This is a genomic window from Marinobacter sp. UBA2498 (assembly GCF_002341575.1).
Lineage (GTDB): Bacteria > Pseudomonadota > Gammaproteobacteria > Pseudomonadales > Oleiphilaceae > Marinobacter > Marinobacter manganoxydans.
On the sequence record NZ_DDOI01000059.1, the window covers coordinates 32,480 to 47,948 of the forward strand.

The 15,469-nt window shown below is 58.2% G+C and carries 14 protein-coding genes and 1 pseudogene; 6 read left to right on the forward strand and 9 right to left on the reverse strand.

Going from position 1 to position 15,469, the window contains the following annotated elements; all coding sequences use genetic code 11:
• From B2W52_RS07365 to B2W52_RS07375, 3 genes are all read left to right on the forward strand, one after another.
• A partial coding sequence (locus tag B2W52_RS07365; RefSeq protein ID WP_286802195.1) for a heavy metal translocating P-type ATPase occupies window positions 1-2,093 on the forward strand: 2,093 nt, incomplete at its 5' end.
• Between the two features lie 37 nt (window positions 2,094-2,130).
• On the forward strand, window positions 2,131-2,391 hold the full coding sequence (gene ccoS, locus B2W52_RS07370) for a cbb3-type cytochrome oxidase assembly protein CcoS (RefSeq protein ID WP_039882065.1): 261 nt from the start codon (window positions 2,131-2,133) through the stop codon (window positions 2,389-2,391).
• On the forward strand, window positions 2,388-3,077 hold the full coding sequence (locus B2W52_RS07375) for a sulfite exporter TauE/SafE family protein (RefSeq protein WP_092029825.1): 690 nt from the start codon (window positions 2,388-2,390) through the stop codon (window positions 3,075-3,077). The genes ccoS and B2W52_RS07375 overlap by 4 nt, the downstream gene beginning before the upstream one ends.
• A 4-nt stretch (window positions 3,078-3,081) precedes the next feature.
• Here B2W52_RS07375 and ttcA read toward each other — a convergent pair whose 3' ends face one another.
• Window positions 3,082-3,996 (reverse strand): tRNA 2-thiocytidine(32) synthetase TtcA, encoded by a 915-nt coding sequence (gene ttcA, locus B2W52_RS07380; RefSeq protein WP_092029827.1) that lies wholly within the window; start codon window positions 3,994-3,996, stop codon window positions 3,082-3,084.
• A 72-nt stretch (window positions 3,997-4,068) separates the two neighbouring features.
• On the opposite strand from ttcA, the gene B2W52_RS07385 reads away from it, so the two are divergent.
• From B2W52_RS07385 to B2W52_RS07395, 3 genes are read left to right on the forward strand one after another with little or no spacing between them, the layout of a single operon-like run.
• Window positions 4,069-4,713 carry a TetR/AcrR family transcriptional regulator gene (locus B2W52_RS07385; protein ID WP_273017581.1) on the forward strand — a complete coding sequence of 215 codons (645 nt, stop codon included), beginning with the start codon at window positions 4,069-4,071 and terminating at the stop codon, window positions 4,711-4,713.
• 28 nt (window positions 4,714-4,741) lie between these two features.
• Complete coding sequence (locus tag B2W52_RS07390) at window positions 4,742-5,407, forward strand: DNA-J related domain-containing protein (protein WP_008174712.1); 666 nt, start codon at window positions 4,742-4,744, stop codon at window positions 5,405-5,407.
• A gap of 45 nt (window positions 5,408-5,452) precedes the next feature.
• Window positions 5,453-6,484, forward strand: a complete 1,032-nt coding sequence (locus B2W52_RS07395; protein ID WP_273017580.1) for a polysaccharide deacetylase family protein — start codon at window positions 5,453-5,455, stop codon at window positions 6,482-6,484.
• 22 nt (window positions 6,485-6,506) lie between these two features.
• Here the strand turns inward: B2W52_RS07395 and B2W52_RS07400 are convergent, their stop codons facing one another.
• The 8 genes and pseudogenes from B2W52_RS07400 to B2W52_RS07435 form a co-directional block, all read right to left on the reverse strand.
• Window positions 6,507-7,544: a MalM family protein gene (locus B2W52_RS07400; protein ID WP_273017588.1), complete on the reverse strand. Its 1,038-nt coding sequence runs from the start codon at window positions 7,542-7,544 to the stop codon at window positions 6,507-6,509.
• Window positions 7,545-7,577: 33 nt separating this feature from the next.
• Window positions 7,578-9,203 carry an OmpP1/FadL family transporter gene (locus B2W52_RS07405; RefSeq protein ID WP_273017579.1) on the reverse strand — a complete coding sequence of 542 codons (1,626 nt, stop codon included), beginning with the start codon at window positions 9,201-9,203 and terminating at the stop codon, window positions 7,578-7,580.
• Between the two features lie 38 nt (window positions 9,204-9,241).
• The gene (locus B2W52_RS07410; RefSeq protein WP_273017578.1) at window positions 9,242-10,252 is read right to left on the reverse strand and encodes a transporter; all 1,011 of its coding nucleotides are present in this window, start codon (window positions 10,250-10,252) and stop codon (window positions 9,242-9,244) included.
• A 53-nt stretch (window positions 10,253-10,305) separates the two neighbouring features.
• Window positions 10,306-11,106, reverse strand: a complete 801-nt coding sequence (locus B2W52_RS07415; RefSeq protein WP_273017577.1) for a C39 family peptidase — start codon at window positions 11,104-11,106, stop codon at window positions 10,306-10,308.
• A 203-nt stretch (window positions 11,107-11,309) separates the two neighbouring features.
• Window positions 11,310-12,423 (reverse strand): annotated as a pseudogene (locus B2W52_RS07420) (SLC13 family permease).
• 51 nt (window positions 12,424-12,474) lie between these two features.
• Window positions 12,475-13,080: a DUF2238 domain-containing protein gene (locus B2W52_RS07425; RefSeq protein WP_008174699.1), complete on the reverse strand. Its 606-nt coding sequence runs from the start codon at window positions 13,078-13,080 to the stop codon at window positions 12,475-12,477.
• 20 nt (window positions 13,081-13,100) lie between these two features.
• Window positions 13,101-14,849: an N-acyl-D-amino-acid deacylase family protein gene (locus B2W52_RS07430; RefSeq protein WP_273070457.1), complete on the reverse strand. Its 1,749-nt coding sequence runs from the start codon at window positions 14,847-14,849 to the stop codon at window positions 13,101-13,103.
• A 98-nt stretch (window positions 14,850-14,947) separates the two neighbouring features.
• On the reverse strand, window positions 14,948-15,469 hold a 522-nt coding region (locus tag B2W52_RS07435), incomplete at its 5' end, for an efflux RND transporter periplasmic adaptor subunit (protein ID WP_414673486.1).

Consider the following 15,469-nt stretch of genomic DNA (forward strand, 5'->3'; position numbering starts at 1 on the left):
GTGTTGACTCCTTCTCGGTAAACCATACCACTCAACGTGCGCGACTGGTCTGGTCCCCGGATCAGGCTCGGCTGAGTGACCTGCTGATCGCGATCCACGAGCTCGGCTACACCGCCCGCCCCTACCAGGCAGACGAGGCGGAACAGGCGCTCAAGGCCGAGCATCGGTCCATGCTCATCCGCCTCGCCATTGCCGGAATCGGTTCGTTCCAGAGCATGATGCTGGCGTTTCCCCTTTATTTCGAACTGGTCAGCGAGCTGTCGCCCGAGTTCGTCAGCTTCTTTCGCTGGTTCAGCCTTCTGGTCGCTACCCCCGTGGTGCTCTTCAGCGCTGCACCTTTTTTCCGCAATGCCCAACGGGATATCCGCAGCCGGCATCTGACCATGGATGTGCCGGTTGCCATTGCCATCGGACTCGCCTACCTCGCCAGCGCGTGGGTAACCGTCTTTGGCGGCGAGGAAGTGTACTTTGAGTCCGTTTGCATGTTCACCTTTTTCCTCCTGCTCGGGCGCTACATTGAAGTTCAGGCCCGCTACCGGGCAGGCCTGACAGGCAATGCGCTTGCAGGGTTTCAGCCGACCGTCGCCACACTGGTCCAGGGCGATACTACCGACATTATCCCTGCCCATAAGATCCGGCCAGGCGATATCGTTCGTGTGCGCCCCGGCGAAACCCTGCCCGTCGATGGCGAGATTGTGCGGGGAGAATCAACCCTGAACGAAGCAGCCTTAACCGGGGAATACCTCCCTGAAACCCGCCATCCCGGGGATACTGTCCACGCCGGCAGCGTGAACGGGGAGAATCCGCTCGATGTCAGGGTGGTTAAAGCCGGTGCCCAGACTCGGCTTTCAGGCATTCTACGAGTACTGGACCGCGTGCAGTCGGAAAAACCCCGCGTGGCCATGATGGCGGACCGGATGGCCGGCAAATTCGTCGGGCGGGTTCTGATTCTGGCACCAGTTGTCTGGATAGGCTGGTGGCTGGCCGGTGCCGACAACGCCTTCGACATCACACTTTCTGTTCTGGTGGTGACGTGTCCCTGCGCGCTCTCCTTGGCGACACCGACTGCCATTACCTCGGCAACAGTCAGGCTCCGGCGGCTTGGTTTTCTCCCGACTCGGGGGCATACCCTTGAATCAATGAACACGATTGACACCGTGGTCTTCGATAAAACCGGGACACTCACACGGGGCGAGCTCAGCCTGGCCGGCACCACAATCGTTGGCAGCATGGATGAGCAGACTTGCCTCAAGCTTGCCGCGGGCCTGGAGAAATACTCCGAGCACCCCATAGCCAAAGTATTTCACCGTCGAACCACTGCTGCGGTCGAACATGTGGAAAATCACATTGGCGGTGGGCTTTCAGGCCGGCTGGGAGACCTGCAGCTGTTCATCGGCCACAGGGGGTTTGTCGAACAACATACCACCGCGCCAGCGCCACAAAAGGATCCGCATCAGGGTATGGAAATCTGGCTGGCCTCTGACCACGAGTGGCTGGCCTGTTTCAGGCTCGACGACCAGCCCCGTGACGATGCCCGGGCAGCCATCAAAGCTCTTCAGGATTCCGGCATTCGCACCCTGCTCCTCAGTGGCGACCGTTCCGGGCATGTAAACCAGGTGGCAGACATACTGGGCATTGACGAGGCTATCGGACAAGCCTCCCCAGAAGATAAACTGGCTGTGCTGGAGAAGCTGCAAGCCGAGGGCCGGCACATCATGATGGTGGGCGACGGTCTGAACGATCTGCCCTCTATGGCTGGCGCCGGAATTTCGGTGGCCATGGGCACGGCTGCCGACCTGACCCAACTGAAAGCTGATGCAGTACTGCTGAATGGTCAATTGCTGCAATTGGTCGAAGCCCTTAAAACCAGTCGCCAGACCCAGCGCATCATCCGCCAGAATCTATGGTGGGCTCTCATATACAATGTGCTGGCGCTTCCCCTGGCCGCGGCCGGAATGGTCCCACCCTGGCTGGCAGCAATTGGCATGTCTCTCAGCTCTCTGGTGGTCGTTCTGAATGCGCTGCGGCTTGGCAAGGCACCGAGCCGGAAGAGTCAGGACAATCTCGCGGTTGGCGCCCAGGCGTTGTCCTGATACCGTGAACTTCTAATCTTTTCTGCGAGGTTGCACCGTGCAAATCGTCATGTTTCTGGTCCCGGTGATGCTCATACTGGTGGCGGTAGGCGTCGCCCTGTTCACATGGTCGGTCAAGAACGGTCAGTACGATGATCTCGAAGGCCCGGCGCATCGGATACTTTACGATGACGACAAGGATATGATCCCGGACGACGCTCGCACCGACAAACCGGCTGCCGGGGAGCCAACCCCGGAGCAAACAGCTGAAGTCAGCGATACCGCTGATACGGGTGAGGATAAGTCCCAAAAAGGATGAATCCGGAACTCTACCTCAGTTACCCGAGCGCCTTCCTGATCGGATTGCTAGGCAGCACGCACTGCCTCGGCATGTGCGGCGGCATCAGCGCTTCCCTCTCCATGGCCCTGCCTGTGGGCCGGGGGTTCCGGTTCCGGCAAACGGTAATGCTTCTGGCCTTCAACTTCGGGCGCATCGGCAGCTATGTCCTGATCGCAACACTGGTTGCGCTGGCCAGTACCTCGGCCGCCAGCCAGTGGGCCTCTGCCGGCCTGGTGCTTCGGACCCTGGCAGGGCTGCTGTTGATCTTCATGGGTTTGTCCATGGGCCAGTGGTGGCAGGGAATTCGCTACGTTGAGCGGGTGGGTGCTCCAATCTGGGCGCGCCTCTCCCCGCTGACCCGCCGCTTCCTGCCCGTGAATCACGGCGGACAGGCACTTGCTCTTGGAGCGCTCTGGGGCTGGCTGCCCTGCGGACTGGTATACAGCACGCTCGGTTGGGCAGCATTGCAACCGACAGTGGGCTCGGCCGCGCTGACCATGCTGTTTTTCGGGCTCGGCACGCTTCCCTCCATGTTGGCCACGGGTTTCGCGGCCAACTGGATCCGGGGTTTACAGAGCCATCAACTGTTCCGGAAGGTGACCGGCGGCCTGCTTATCCTGTTCGGACTCTGGACACTGCCTTTCCTGCATCTGGCCGGACACTAGCCGGCTAGATATTCAGGACATCCAGGCGACCGAAGTCAGTTGCGGTCTCGGGTTCAGCCGTCTGTACGGCCTGGCGCTTGCCACCGAGGCGCTTGCCTTCCTTGAAATCGTAGAGATTGGTATCCGCCAGGTGCGAGGGTTCCACATTGCACATGGCCCGGAACATGGTTTCCAACCGTCCGGGATGCTGCTTGTCCCAGCTCTGGAACATATCCTTGATCACCTGGCGCTGGAGATTCTCCTGAGAACCACACAGGTTGCAGGGGATGATGGGGAATTCGCGGAGACCCGCGTAGCGGGCGATATCTTTTTCCCGGCTGTAGGCCAGCGGCCGGATAACCGTGTTGCGGCCATCGTCACTGTGCAGCACCGGAGGCATGGACTTCAGCTTGCCGCCGTAGAACATGTTCAGGAACAGGGTTTCCAACAGGTCGTCCCGGTGGTGGCCCAGGGCAATCTTGGTAACCCCATGCTCTTCCGCGAAATTATAGAGAATTCCCCGGCGTAGACGGCTACACAGGCCGCAGGTCGTCTTCCCTTCCGGCACTTTTTCCTTAACAATGCTGTAGGTGTCCTTCTCGATGATGTGATACTCGATACCCATGGAGGACAGATATTCGGGCAACACCTCTTCCGGAAAGCCGGGCTGTTTCTGATCAAGGTTGACGGCAATCAGCTCAAACGAAACCGGGGCGCTCTTCTGCAGGTTGAGCAGAATATCGAGCAGTGCGTAAGAGTCTTTGCCGCCGCTGAGGCAGCACATGACTTTGTCGCCGGCTTCAATCATCGAGAAATCGGCAATCGCCTGCCCGACTTCGCGGCGCAGACGTTTCTGCAGCTTGTTCAATTCCAGTTTCTGGCGGCGCTCCCGCTCTGGGTTGATAGACTGTTCGGAACTGGCGATCATTGCTTCGGACATACCAACTACGTTCATAAGGCAAGTGGACGTGGGATTATACGCGTCACATGGATTCAGGGACAGGATACCGACATGGATATGTTGCAATCGGGTGAAGAGATCGCAGGCAAACGGGAACAGAACCGTATCCGGAACCGCAGGGCAATCCTGCATGCCGCCCGGGAGTGTTTTCGCGAGCGGGGGTACGAAAACTCAACCATCCGCGACATCGTTCGGCGAACGGGTCTTGCAGCCGGCACCTTCTACAATTATTTCTCAAGCAAGCAGGATATTTTCGCGGCTTTGCTTACCGACTTCCTGACCAATCTGAACAACAATCTCAGCCAACAGCGGCGGGCAGCCGACAATCCTGAGGATTTCATCCACTACGCCTACCTGGCCCTCTATACCGCGACCGCCCGGGATCCGCTGGTGTATGAACTCGCTCACCGCAATGACCGGGCACTTCGGGAACTGTTCGGTTCGGATATTCTCGGCCTGGCCATGTTATCTCTGGAAGAAGATGTTCGCGAGGCGATGGAACGCGGGCTTCTTCCCCGGATTGAGTACGAGTACCTGTGCGCCGCTTTTTTCGGCGTCGCCTACGAGACCAGCCTGACGCTGGCAAGGCGCGCCCACAGCAACCCGGAGTCGGCGGATGCGGAAGCGTTAACGGCGACCCGGTTCTCCACCGCCCTGTTCATGGGTGGACTTCCGCAGGTGGCCGCACTTCCCTGATGGGCCGCAGTGCCCTAACATGAGTCCTATGACAGACAGCCATTCTCCCATCAATGCTTCTCATCCCAGGACTGTGGATGATGATGACTGCCTGGAGCAGCAGATTCAGCACCTGCTGGTGGCCGTTGAGCACGAACTCAGATCGGCACCGGCGGGCTTGAATGAATTATCGCTGATCAAGGCGCTTCAGAGACCGCCCTGGGAACTGCTTGGACAGGTTGTTTTCAGCGAACCGGAAAAACTCTATCCGGTGCATTTTCTGTTGTTTCACGTGCTCTACCGTCTTCGTGACCAGTTATCCGAAACCGGCGAGAGCCTGAAAATTTCGCCCTTGAGCATCCGGATCGAGTCACAGTCGGTGGTCGGTGGCGAAGGGGTTCCGGACAGTGTCGACACACTTCGTCAATTCTATCTGGATCTTTCCCAGTACCGTCTGCCGGAGGAAGCCATTCAACAGATGGTGAATGATTTCTGGGCAGGTGCTCCAGGCCAGGCACCGGCGCAATCCGAAGCCAGGGAAGCCGCCGAAGTACTGGGATTTCAGGCTGTCCCTACAGACTTTCCAACGGTCAAACAGCGATTCCGCCGGGCGGTCATGCACGCTCACCCGGACCGCGGCGGCAAGACCGAAACCATTCAGCATCTCAATCAGGCCTTTGCGGTACTGAAAGCCCACTTCCGTCACAGCATCTGACCGGCCTTTTCGATCTGGCCAGGGCCGATAAATACAGGAGACGATATGCCGCTCACAGCATTCCTGAAACTTTCCCTTCTCGTCGCGATTATGGCGACCGCCATCTCAGCCCGCGCTGACCTCGTTGTCCTGCAGTATCATCATGTCAGTGATTCAACGCCGCCCGCTACCAGCACGTCTGTGTCTCTTTTCGAGGGCCAACTGAACATGATCTTGGATCTGGAGCTGGACGTTGTGGATCTACAGCAAGGCACCGAAACAACGCTGGCCGGTACCGATGGGCAAGGTAATCACATCGCCATTACCTTCGATGACGCCTACGACTCCGTCTACCATACGGCGGCGCCGCTGCTGGCCGACAAGGCCTATCCCTACACGATTTTTGTAAATACAGAAGCCGTTGGCCGAAACGGCTACATGACCTGGGATCAGATTCGGGAGTTGGCCGAACGTTCGGGCGTAACGATTGCCAACCACAGCGCTGACCATGGGCATCTCGCCCGGAAACCGAACGAAAGTCAGAGTGACTGGCAAGCCAGGGTTACCAGCAGTCTCGACTCAGCCCAGGGGACCCTCTCCAGGGAATTGAAGGCGCCTGCACCCATGTTTGCGTACCCTTACGGCGAGTTTGACGAAGCACTGGAGCGCAAAGTGGCCGAGCGGGGCTGGTACGGTTTTGGCCAGCAATCCGGCGCCATCGGCCAACAAACCGAGAAAACCCGATTGCCGCGTTTTCCGATGGCAAACGCCTACGGGCAGCTGGGCAGCCTTGATGACAAGCTTCGCAGCAAGGCCTTTCCTGTCAGTACCGGAAACCTGCCCGATGGCGTGATCTCCGACAACCCACCGACACTGACTTTTCCGCTGATTCCCCCCATTGATGCCGGCCGGCTGACCTGCTTTGCCTCCGGCAAGGGGCGGATCGGTTTCGAGGTGATTGACGGCAACGTGAGGGTACAGGCCCCGGACAGCTTCAACAGCCGGCGTTTTCGCTACAACTGTACCCACCCTGCCGGTAATGGCAGCTACTACTGGCTGTCGCAACAGTGGCTGGACCTGAGCAAACCCGAGGACTGAGAGAACTGAGAGAACCGCGGCATCAATCCTCCAGTTGCATCAGTCCGATTTCGCCCTCGCTGACATGTGGAATTTTCCGGGGGCCGGACGGTGTTTCAATAACGGTCTGGCCGCTCAGATCCGCCGCGCGTGTGAACACGACCATCCACCGCTCCCCCCGGGCCGGAAACGCGGGTACCCATGCCTCCAGATAGCCACGGCGACGCCAGGTCTCGGGCTCAAAATCCATCACCAGATCCGTCACCAGCCTGAGCGGCCTCATCCGGTCATCGAGAAACACCAGCGATGGCACCAGCACCCCGTTTCTGGCGTAGGAACGCAGCCGCATGACAAAACTGTCAATCCTGTCCGGCCCGGGAAGCTCAACCACCTGATAGGGGCTCGGACCGGTCAGAAATGCATGTACCTGCGAGCTTTCCGTTAGGGCAATTCCGAATTCCCGGCCCGACTGCCAGCTTTCACGATGACGAATGTCCATCGATTCACAACAGGCCTCAGAGAAGCGGGAGAAGTAATCGCTGAGGGCGGGTTCAATACCCAGGATTGCAAAAGCGTCCGGATCATGGCCGGGCACCGGTGCACGGTCCGCTGTATCCGGACCGGCATGATAAACGCGGGCCGCGGTAATCCGGACCGGCGGCGCTACCAGACCTTTCTGGCGATCAGAGCGGGTATCCGGCTGGTAATAGTCGACCCTGACATTGCCTTCGGCGTCCCGCCAGGTGAAGTAGGGTTGCGGTTCGCCGGGGCGAACATAACCGTCCCTTTCAAGCTGGCCGGCGTCCGGGTAGTTCTCAAGGGTGTATTTCGTTTCTTCCCGCAACTCCGGCTTCGGACCGGTTCCAGCGGCATCGGCATCGCCGCCTTCTTTCCCGGCTGGCTGTTCCGGTTGTTCACCCGTGGTGCCGGCAATGGGTGAGTATCTCACCCTGCCCTGCTCATCCACCCAGGTAAAATAACCCTCCCGCCCGGATACGACCGAACCCCCGATCTGGCAACCCGCCAGCGACGTTGCCAGCAGCAGGGGTAATATCCGTTTTAGTCTGGAGCCGTTAGTCACTGACAATCACTACCCCCGGGTTCGGAATCGTCTTCAGAATTTGGTCCGGAAACTGAGGCCGGCCATTACAACCCGAAGCGAGGTTTTCACGTCCAGCCCAGCGTAGGGGTTATAAATGATATTGGAAATATTGTCACAGTTCAGGTTGCAACTGCCGTTGGCAGGTATCGACTCCACCGACTGAAGATAGCTGAGGTTCATATCAATCTCTGTGTTCTTGTCCCACCGATACCCCATACCGATGCTGTACAGGTTAGCACCCCCGAACGGCGCCATCACCTGCCGCTGGTCATCCGGGATAACCGAATCCCGGATTTCCACACCGGCCCGCAGGTCCAGCCGGGTCGAGGCATGAAATTCCATCCCGAACGCCCAGTTCCACTGACTCTTGAACCCCAGCGGCAGTCTCAGGGTATTCGGCGTGGCGTTATCCGGCGACAGGATCCGTGCCGCATTCAGGAATTCAAGGTTGCGGTCAAAGCGGAAGACAAAGGCGTCCCATTGCTTGTAGTCGGTCCAGCCAATGTCGGTGTTCAGGGTCAGTTTCGGGTGCACGTCGACACTGATACCGGTCTGGAAATGCTGGGGATAAACCAGGTCCATGCTGACATTGCCGGCCTCCTTGGGGGCACCGGAGGGAAGACTCAGAATGGCCGAGGTAATGGCACCCAGCACCGAACCGTTGACGCTTTGCCAAAAGCCGGACCAGTCCTCGGTATACTGGATCTCAAAGGTTCCCTTCAAATTCATTTCAGCTTCGGAGGTATAGCTTGCCCCCCAGCTGAACCAGTCGGTCGGCTCCCACATGACGCCCAGCGCATAAGTGGGCGACAGCGTTTCCTGCACATTGATGCTCAGGGCGCCAATATCATCCCAGGGGCCAACATTACCACCACACAGCGCCAGCCATGGCTGCAGCGGTTCGTCACCGCTTTCACAATTAAAGGCATCCTGAAGGACTTCCGCCACGCCCAGCAACATGTTGGGCGCCCGCATGTACTGATCCGCGGCGATCCCCATCTGCGACAGGTGAATACCGGCGCCAACCGACCACTGGTCGTTGATCTCGTAACCAACCGTTGGTGACAGATAGGTCGTTCTCTGCAAGGCGGTGGCCTGGGGCTGATACCGGCCCGGATCGTCCTTGTCCCGATAATAACCCGCCGCCAGCGGCAGGTAAAACGCATTCCCGAAGGTGAGTTTGGACCCGGGCGGATTGATGCTGATACCCGCCGATGGCGCAACAGCCGGCCCCGGCGGCGCCCTCAGAATGCCGTAGCCCGGAAGGTACAGCGCCACATTGTTGGTATGGCTGCGGGTATTGGCAACCGGGTCCCTTTGCTTGCCCGTCCGGGGATCAATCTCCAGCCCGTCTATGCCGAAAATCTCGTAGCCCTCAGGCGCCGTGAAACCCGCATCGATATCCAGGTAGATGCTCATCAGATTCACTTCCAGTTGACGACCGTCCAGCTTGGTCAGCCCCGCCGGATTGTACTGAATCGCCATGATACCCGGTGGGTCGGCGGTAACGGCATTGCCCAGCGCCAGCGCCTTGGGATGTATGGTCAGGTTCTGCGCAAGCTGGGCCTGGGCACCACACGAGATGGTCGTGGCAATCAGGGCCGCGAGAATCGGACGGTTGTAGCTTTGCTGTGCCATGAAATCCTTCCCTTCCCTTAAGTCGTCAACGACACCAATCACTCTTTGAGGCCGGAGAAGTTAATGGGCAGGGATACCCCCAGGGAAAAGTCCGGTGCATCCTCGGTGAGACCAATGCCAAGGCTGGTGTTGACGATTGTGGTATCGCTGACGCGAGTGCCCAGGGACAGGCTCAGAAAACCGGTCATCTGGTCCTGCGCCACCGCCTGGTCGCCATTGGAGAAGCTCAGCACAGTCTCGTCGGTGTAGCTGAGCTGAGCCGAAATACTGAGGGAGATGTCGTAGGACAGCGAATAGGCGAAGCCACCGGAACCCGACACCCCGAACCCGGGATCGAGGTTGGTCAGCAGCCGCGCTCCCCGGACTTGCTGAAGGCCTTCCACAGGCAGGTTATAGGTGGCACTCACCGAACCGAAGATCACTACCGGATCCAGAACCTTGGACAGGCTCGCGCCGCCACCGATTGAATAATAGCCGCTGCCAGTGGAGAGTTGTTCGTTGATATCGATCTCGTAGGGGCTGACGCCGGTCTTGCTCGTCAGGGTTCCGAACAGGGTGGTCGACATCTTGCCGGGCACATAGGCAAAGGGCTGCCAGCGGCCGGTAAAGGAGATGTCACCAAAATCGTAAACGTTCAGTTCATCCTGGGTGTCGTACTTGACCACCAGTGGAATACGGGTGCCCACCGTCAGGTTATCAAGCAGGCCGTAGTCGTAGGTAAAGGAATTGGTGAAAATGTGGGTAGCCGACGGCACCACATCGAGGTTCCTGACCGAGCCGTTGGTAATGGCAAGGTCCAGCCGCTGATCGGCGGTATAGGAATAGTCGAATGAAAAATTCAGATAGTGAGACCCCTTCTTCTGAAGGGAATAATTGTTCTCCGCAGCCTGGAAGACCTCTTCCAGCTGCTGTGACGCATCCTGGTCTCCCTCCTGTTTGGCCAGCGCCTCCCGCGCCTGATCCACACTGCCTTCATCCGCCAGGGTCATGCCCGAAAGCGGACCTGCCATGGAAACAAGGATAACGCCTCGCGCAAACCAACGATTCATCCTGACTCCCTTTCTTATTAGTAATTTTCCTGACGCCGGTGAACCCCGGCAAGTTAGTTACGACGGTAAAACAACTGCTTCCGGGTATTCTCGACGCTGCCATCGGGATTGTTTTTCTGGCGCTCCAGCAGATTCTGGATGCGCCTCTCGGTGGATTCGTGAAATTCCGGTATCCTCTCCAGCGCCAGCAACGTCATGGTCTGGTCGTCCACAAAGCGAAGGTCTTCCTCTTTCAGCTCCAGGTTGTCCAGGGGCTTGTCACCTCCCGGAAATACTATGAACAACACGTTGTCGTCCCATTTCTCCTCGAATTGATCAATGGTGAAGGAAATATTCCCCACCGCTGGGTCTGCAAGGAAAACCCGTCCATTCCTTATGGTTCGCAGTACCACGAAGTGCTTGAAACCGGCATGATGGATCGGAACAATTGCCGGGTGATCCAGGTCCTTGAGGTCATCGATGGTGGCCCGGAATCCGCCTGACGGATAGCCGAGGGCAGTAACCAGCCGCTTCATATCGAGCATGGAGAACGCGCGCCGCTCAACGATGCGCTCACTTTCGCCGTAGTGGAGCAGCCCCTCCATGACCTGTCGTTCTGACAAGGTCCGTCCGAGATAGAAGTTCAGCACCGTGGTCAGCGCCGCGCTTCCACAGCTGTAGTCATAGGCCTGACGCACGATATTCCGGAACTTCTGTTCAACCAGAGGCTCCACCCTGACGTCGGAGCGCAATTCAACAGGACTGGAATCCACATCCTGCTCAATGACGATCTGGCCCTTCTCAAAAGGCTCCACCACGGTCGCTTCCTGCACCATGGTGAATGTAAGAATGGATCCAGCGAGCACCAGCAGCATGTCAGACGAAGTCCCTGTTTTTATTGGCCACGTTATTAAGCGGGTTACATGTTGTTACGGTAAGATACCGAAAAGCCTGCGCCCTTAAAGATAACTGTGCCTCAAATCTGTCGCTGCAGGAGGGGCCTTAGGAAGGGGATTTGAGAACTGTTTCATGACATGGATGGGAATCGGGAAGCAGGCCCGGTTGCCGGGCCTGCCGTTCAAAAGGTAAAGACCACGCCGAGTAACAGGTAGCTCAGGGCAGTTACCACGACAATGCCCATCAGATTGAGAGCAAACCCGGCTCTGATCATGTCGCTGATCTGCATGTGACCACTGGAGAACACGATGGCATTGGGTGGCGTGGCCACCGGCATCATGAAGGCACAGCTGGCCGCGATGGCGGCAGGCACAGTGAGTAGTAACGGTGACACGCCCTGACTCAGGGCCAGCGCCCCAGCAACGGCAGAAACGCCGCCGCGGTTGCGGTATTGCTGGTAACTTCGGTCAGAAAGATGATGATACCCGCCACCAGAACAATCATGACAAGGGTTGGCAGGGCGCCGGCCATGGCCAGCCCGAAGTCATGCCGGGTCAGCCACCACCAGGCCAGGGCCAGCATGACAACCGTCACCGGAACCCCCAGCAACATCCATTGGGCAAAGCCCACAGAAATACCCTGGTTTTCGCTCAGGTAGGCCGCCAACAAGGCATTTGGCGGTGTGCCAATAAGCGTGGCAATACCACCGATACTGGCGGAATAGGCGATCGCAAGAAGGAGTGCTGTGGCATAGCGGCGAACGCCCTCGGGATTGTCATTGCTGTCCATCATCGCCACCACCGACAGACCAATCGGCAGCATCATGATGGCTGTTGCAGTATTGCTGACCCACATGCTCAAAAACGCGGTTGCCAACATGAACCCGGCAATCTGCCGCCGGGGTTTACTGCCAACGGCCTTCAGCGTCATCAGGGCGATCCGGCGATGCAGGTTCCATCGCTGCATCGCAAGCCCGAGTGTGAAGCCCCCCCCAGGAACAGGAAAATGATCGGATTGGCATAGGGCTCGGTGGCTTCACCAACCGTCCCGAGCCCGAGCGCGGGAACCAGCACGATTGGCAGCAAGGCAGTGGCGGGAATCGGAATGGCTTCGGTAGACCACCAGGTAGCCATCAGCAGCATCAACCCCAGCGCCGCCCAGGCTTCCGCGGCCATGGTTTCCGGAGGTGGGAGTATGATGGTTGCCAGCAGAAAGGCAGCCCCGAGGATCAGTCCAATGACCTGGCTGCGGGGCAGCCCCTCGGCCTGTTTGTCAGCGTTGAGCTCTTCGGACATACAGTTCTATTCCATCATTCAGACATTCAACATCAGCAGGCGGGCGAAACGTCAGAGCGCCTGAAGCTGGCGATCATGAAAACGCCCGAGCAGGATAAGAGCCAGAATGGCGCCGGACAAGGCCCAGGCCATATCCGACTGGGTATCCCAGACGTAGCCCTGTGTGCCCAGAAAGGCCTCGGCCGCTTCGTCACTGAGCAAGGCCACCCACCATTCAATCAGCTCGTAAAAGGCGCTTAGCGCCAGACAGAAACAGACGATGAAAAACGCCGCCCAGCGGCGACTGGAGAACACGTCGAAGCGAATGACCACTTCCCTGGCAATGATTGCCGGTATAAACCCCTGTGCCAGGTGGCCAAGCTTGTCGTAGTTATTGCGCTCCCAGTCAAACCAGTCCCGAAACCAGTCGAACAAAGGTACTTCCGCGTAGGTATAGTGCCCTCCAACCATCAGGATGACGGCGTGGACCAGAATCAGGAAATAGACAAGAGGCGTCAGGGGATAACGGAAGAAACACCAGACAACCAGCACAAAACCAATGACAGCGGGCAGGACTTCCAGCGCCCAGGTGGCCCGATCCCTGGGTCCGATGGCAGACCAGACAAAGACTGCAAGAAAGACCACCACCCAGACGGCGGGCGCAAATCGCAGGTTCATAGGTTTCCTTTTGTACGTGGTTATCCAGACGCACCGGCGCGCAGGAAGTGGCCATAGCCAGGCTCCCGGCCCAGGGCAGCTTCCACCTCACCATCCGTTACCGCGGGTCGGCCGTTGATCAGCACCTCTCTGATACAACCAGGCACCCGGTTGACCATTCTCTCCAGTCCGAAGTTTTCCATCTCGGCCCACTCAACCTGTTCCAGATCCTGATCAAGGCCACGGGGGTCCAGTACCGTTATATCGGCCCGATCACCTTCCCTGATATGACCCGCATCAACTCCAAGCCAATCTGCCTGTTCGCCGGTCAGTCGATGTACGGCACGTTCCAGCGACATGACCGGCTCACTCTCCACATGGCTTTCGTAAACCAGCTTGAGAAACCGCAGAGGCAGATTGTAGAAGGCCATATTACGGATGTGGGCGCCGGCATCGGAAAAGGTGATCAGGGCACCGGGATTGGTGACCATTTTCCGGAGCCGATCCTTTCTGTGGTTGCCTACCGTGGTGAACCAGCGCAGTGAACGGCCATGGGCAACCACCATGTCGAGAAAGAAATCGACCACATGGATGCCACGGTCGGCCGCCAGCTCAGCAAAGTTGCGGCCAACCACGCTTTTATCCGGGCAGTCGAGAATAACGGCATCGCCGAAATCCCTCTGCCATACCCGGGGCGAGAGCTTTTCCTTATAGAATTTCCTGAATTTCCGTCGGTACTGTTCGTCCTTCAGAAGCTCGTTGCGCTCAAGCTGATCGCGGATATCGAGGGCCATTTCACCGGCGCCGAATTCTTCAAACAGTACGATATCCATACCATCGGCATAGACCGTGAACGGCGTTGGCAGGAGCTGCCAGCGGAAGTTGCCGCCAAAGCTGTTGGCCAGCCACCCCACAAGGCTGGCCATGGGTTTGACCGTGGGATTGCCTTTCAGATCGATCATGGCAATCAGAGTTGTTTTCAGGGGCTTTCTCAACCAACCCAGGGTCTCTTTCAGGTACTGGGTTACCTGCAGAGGATTGGCCGCATTGGGCGCGCCCTGATGCACCCGTCCGTATCGGCGCAAAAGAGCATTCAGGCGGCTGACCTCACGCCATCGGGCGTAGGTGCTCGGCAGACTCTTGGACCACTCCCGGTCACCATCCACCTTGTCCCATTTCAGGCACATGGTGGAAAGACCGAGAAAGCCCTCCTGCAGAGCCTCCTCAAGGAGGGCTTCCATTTGTCTTTGCTCTTCTGATGTCGGAGTCACGCCCCGGTCGGTGGCGCGATGCAGCCCCATAACGGCAGTTCTCAGATCACTGTGGCCGAGAAAGCTGATGACATTGGGCCCCAGTGGATGCTGGTCCATGAACGCCACCCACGCTTTTGGTGTCTGCCAGGACTTGTGCTGCTTCAGAATGGGCAGCACTTTTTCCCTCGGGACCGTTTCCACCCGGGTAAAAATATCCGAGGCGTCCTCCGGATCGGAACAGACCATGCTCAGGGAACAACTGCCGATCAGCACCGTGGTGACACCGTGACGCACGGATTCAGACAGGGACGGCGCTACCAGCAACTCGGCATCGTAATGGGTATGGGTATCGAGAAATCCCGGCGTTACCCAGCAACCGCTGGCGTCAATCGTGCGCGTCGCAAGGCCGGGTTCGGGCTGCTGGTCAAAGACTTCGGCAACCCGCCCATCTTTGATGCCAACATGGGCGATGCGTGAGGGGCCGCCGGTACCGTCAAAGTAGCGGCCGCCGAGAATAAGCGTATCGAACTGGTTCACCGTGCCAGTCTCCTTTTTGTTTTTATGTGCCGTCAGTCTAGCCAGCCAAACGTGATATGTCCTCTCATTTTAGCCGGCGGACCGTGCAATGCAGGCCATTAACGAAGACGGATACGGCTGCCGTCTTCAAGCTGACGATCCGGGTGTCGGACGACGTTGTCTGCCTCAGTCAATCCTTCCTGGATAACTGTATGAAATCCGTTTGTGCGACCGACCGACACGTCTGTCAGAACCGCAATGTCATCGACAACGCGGAATACCTGGTGCTGCCCATCAGTGACAAAGATGGCGGATTCCGGAACCTGAAGGACATTGTCGGAACGCCAGAGCAGAAACTCGGCGTCTACCCGATAGCCGTCCCCCAGGCTTTGCCAGGCATCAGCAGGACTGGTGATATCCGCAACTACCTGTACCCGCCTTTCTTCCACACCCAGGGCCGACACGTCCTCGAATCCAACCGGCTCAACGCGCCGGACCGTAGCGTCCAGGGTGCCGCCACCCCACCCGGTGAGGCGCGTCACCATACCGGGTTGGAGATTCACGGCATCAAAACTCAATACATCCACAACCACCTCAAGCGCCCCGGGATCCCCCAGTTCCAGAATGGCTTCACCGGCCTG

Bases quoted from the DNA above. Each gene is read 5' to 3' on its own strand.
- B2W52_RS07375 (WP_092029825.1), top strand. From the start codon at position 2,388: ATGAATCCGGAACTCTACCTCAGTTACCCGAGCGCCTTCCTGATCGGA.
- B2W52_RS07385 (WP_273017581.1), top strand. From the start codon at position 4,069: ATGGATATGTTGCAATCGGGTGAAGAGATCGCAGGCAAACGGGAACAG.
- B2W52_RS07390 (WP_008174712.1), top strand. From the start codon at position 4,742: ATGACAGACAGCCATTCTCCCATCAATGCTTCTCATCCCAGGACTGTG.
- B2W52_RS07410 (WP_273017578.1), bottom strand. From the start codon at position 10,252: ATGAATCGTTGGTTTGCGCGAGGCGTTATCCTTGTTTCCATGGCAGGT.
- B2W52_RS07415 (WP_273017577.1), bottom strand. From the start codon at position 11,106: ATGCTGCTGGTGCTCGCTGGATCCATTCTTACATTCACCATGGTGCAG.
- B2W52_RS07395 (WP_273017580.1), top strand. From the start codon at position 5,453: ATGCCGCTCACAGCATTCCTGAAACTTTCCCTTCTCGTCGCGATTATG.
- ttcA (WP_092029827.1), bottom strand. From the start codon at position 3,996: ATGTCCGAAGCAATGATCGCCAGTTCCGAACAGTCTATCAACCCAGAG.
- B2W52_RS07405 (WP_273017579.1), bottom strand. From the start codon at position 9,203: ATGGCACAGCAAAGCTACAACCGTCCGATTCTCGCGGCCCTGATTGCC.
- B2W52_RS07425 (WP_008174699.1), bottom strand. From the start codon at position 13,080: ATGAACCTGCGATTTGCGCCCGCCGTCTGGGTGGTGGTCTTTCTTGCA.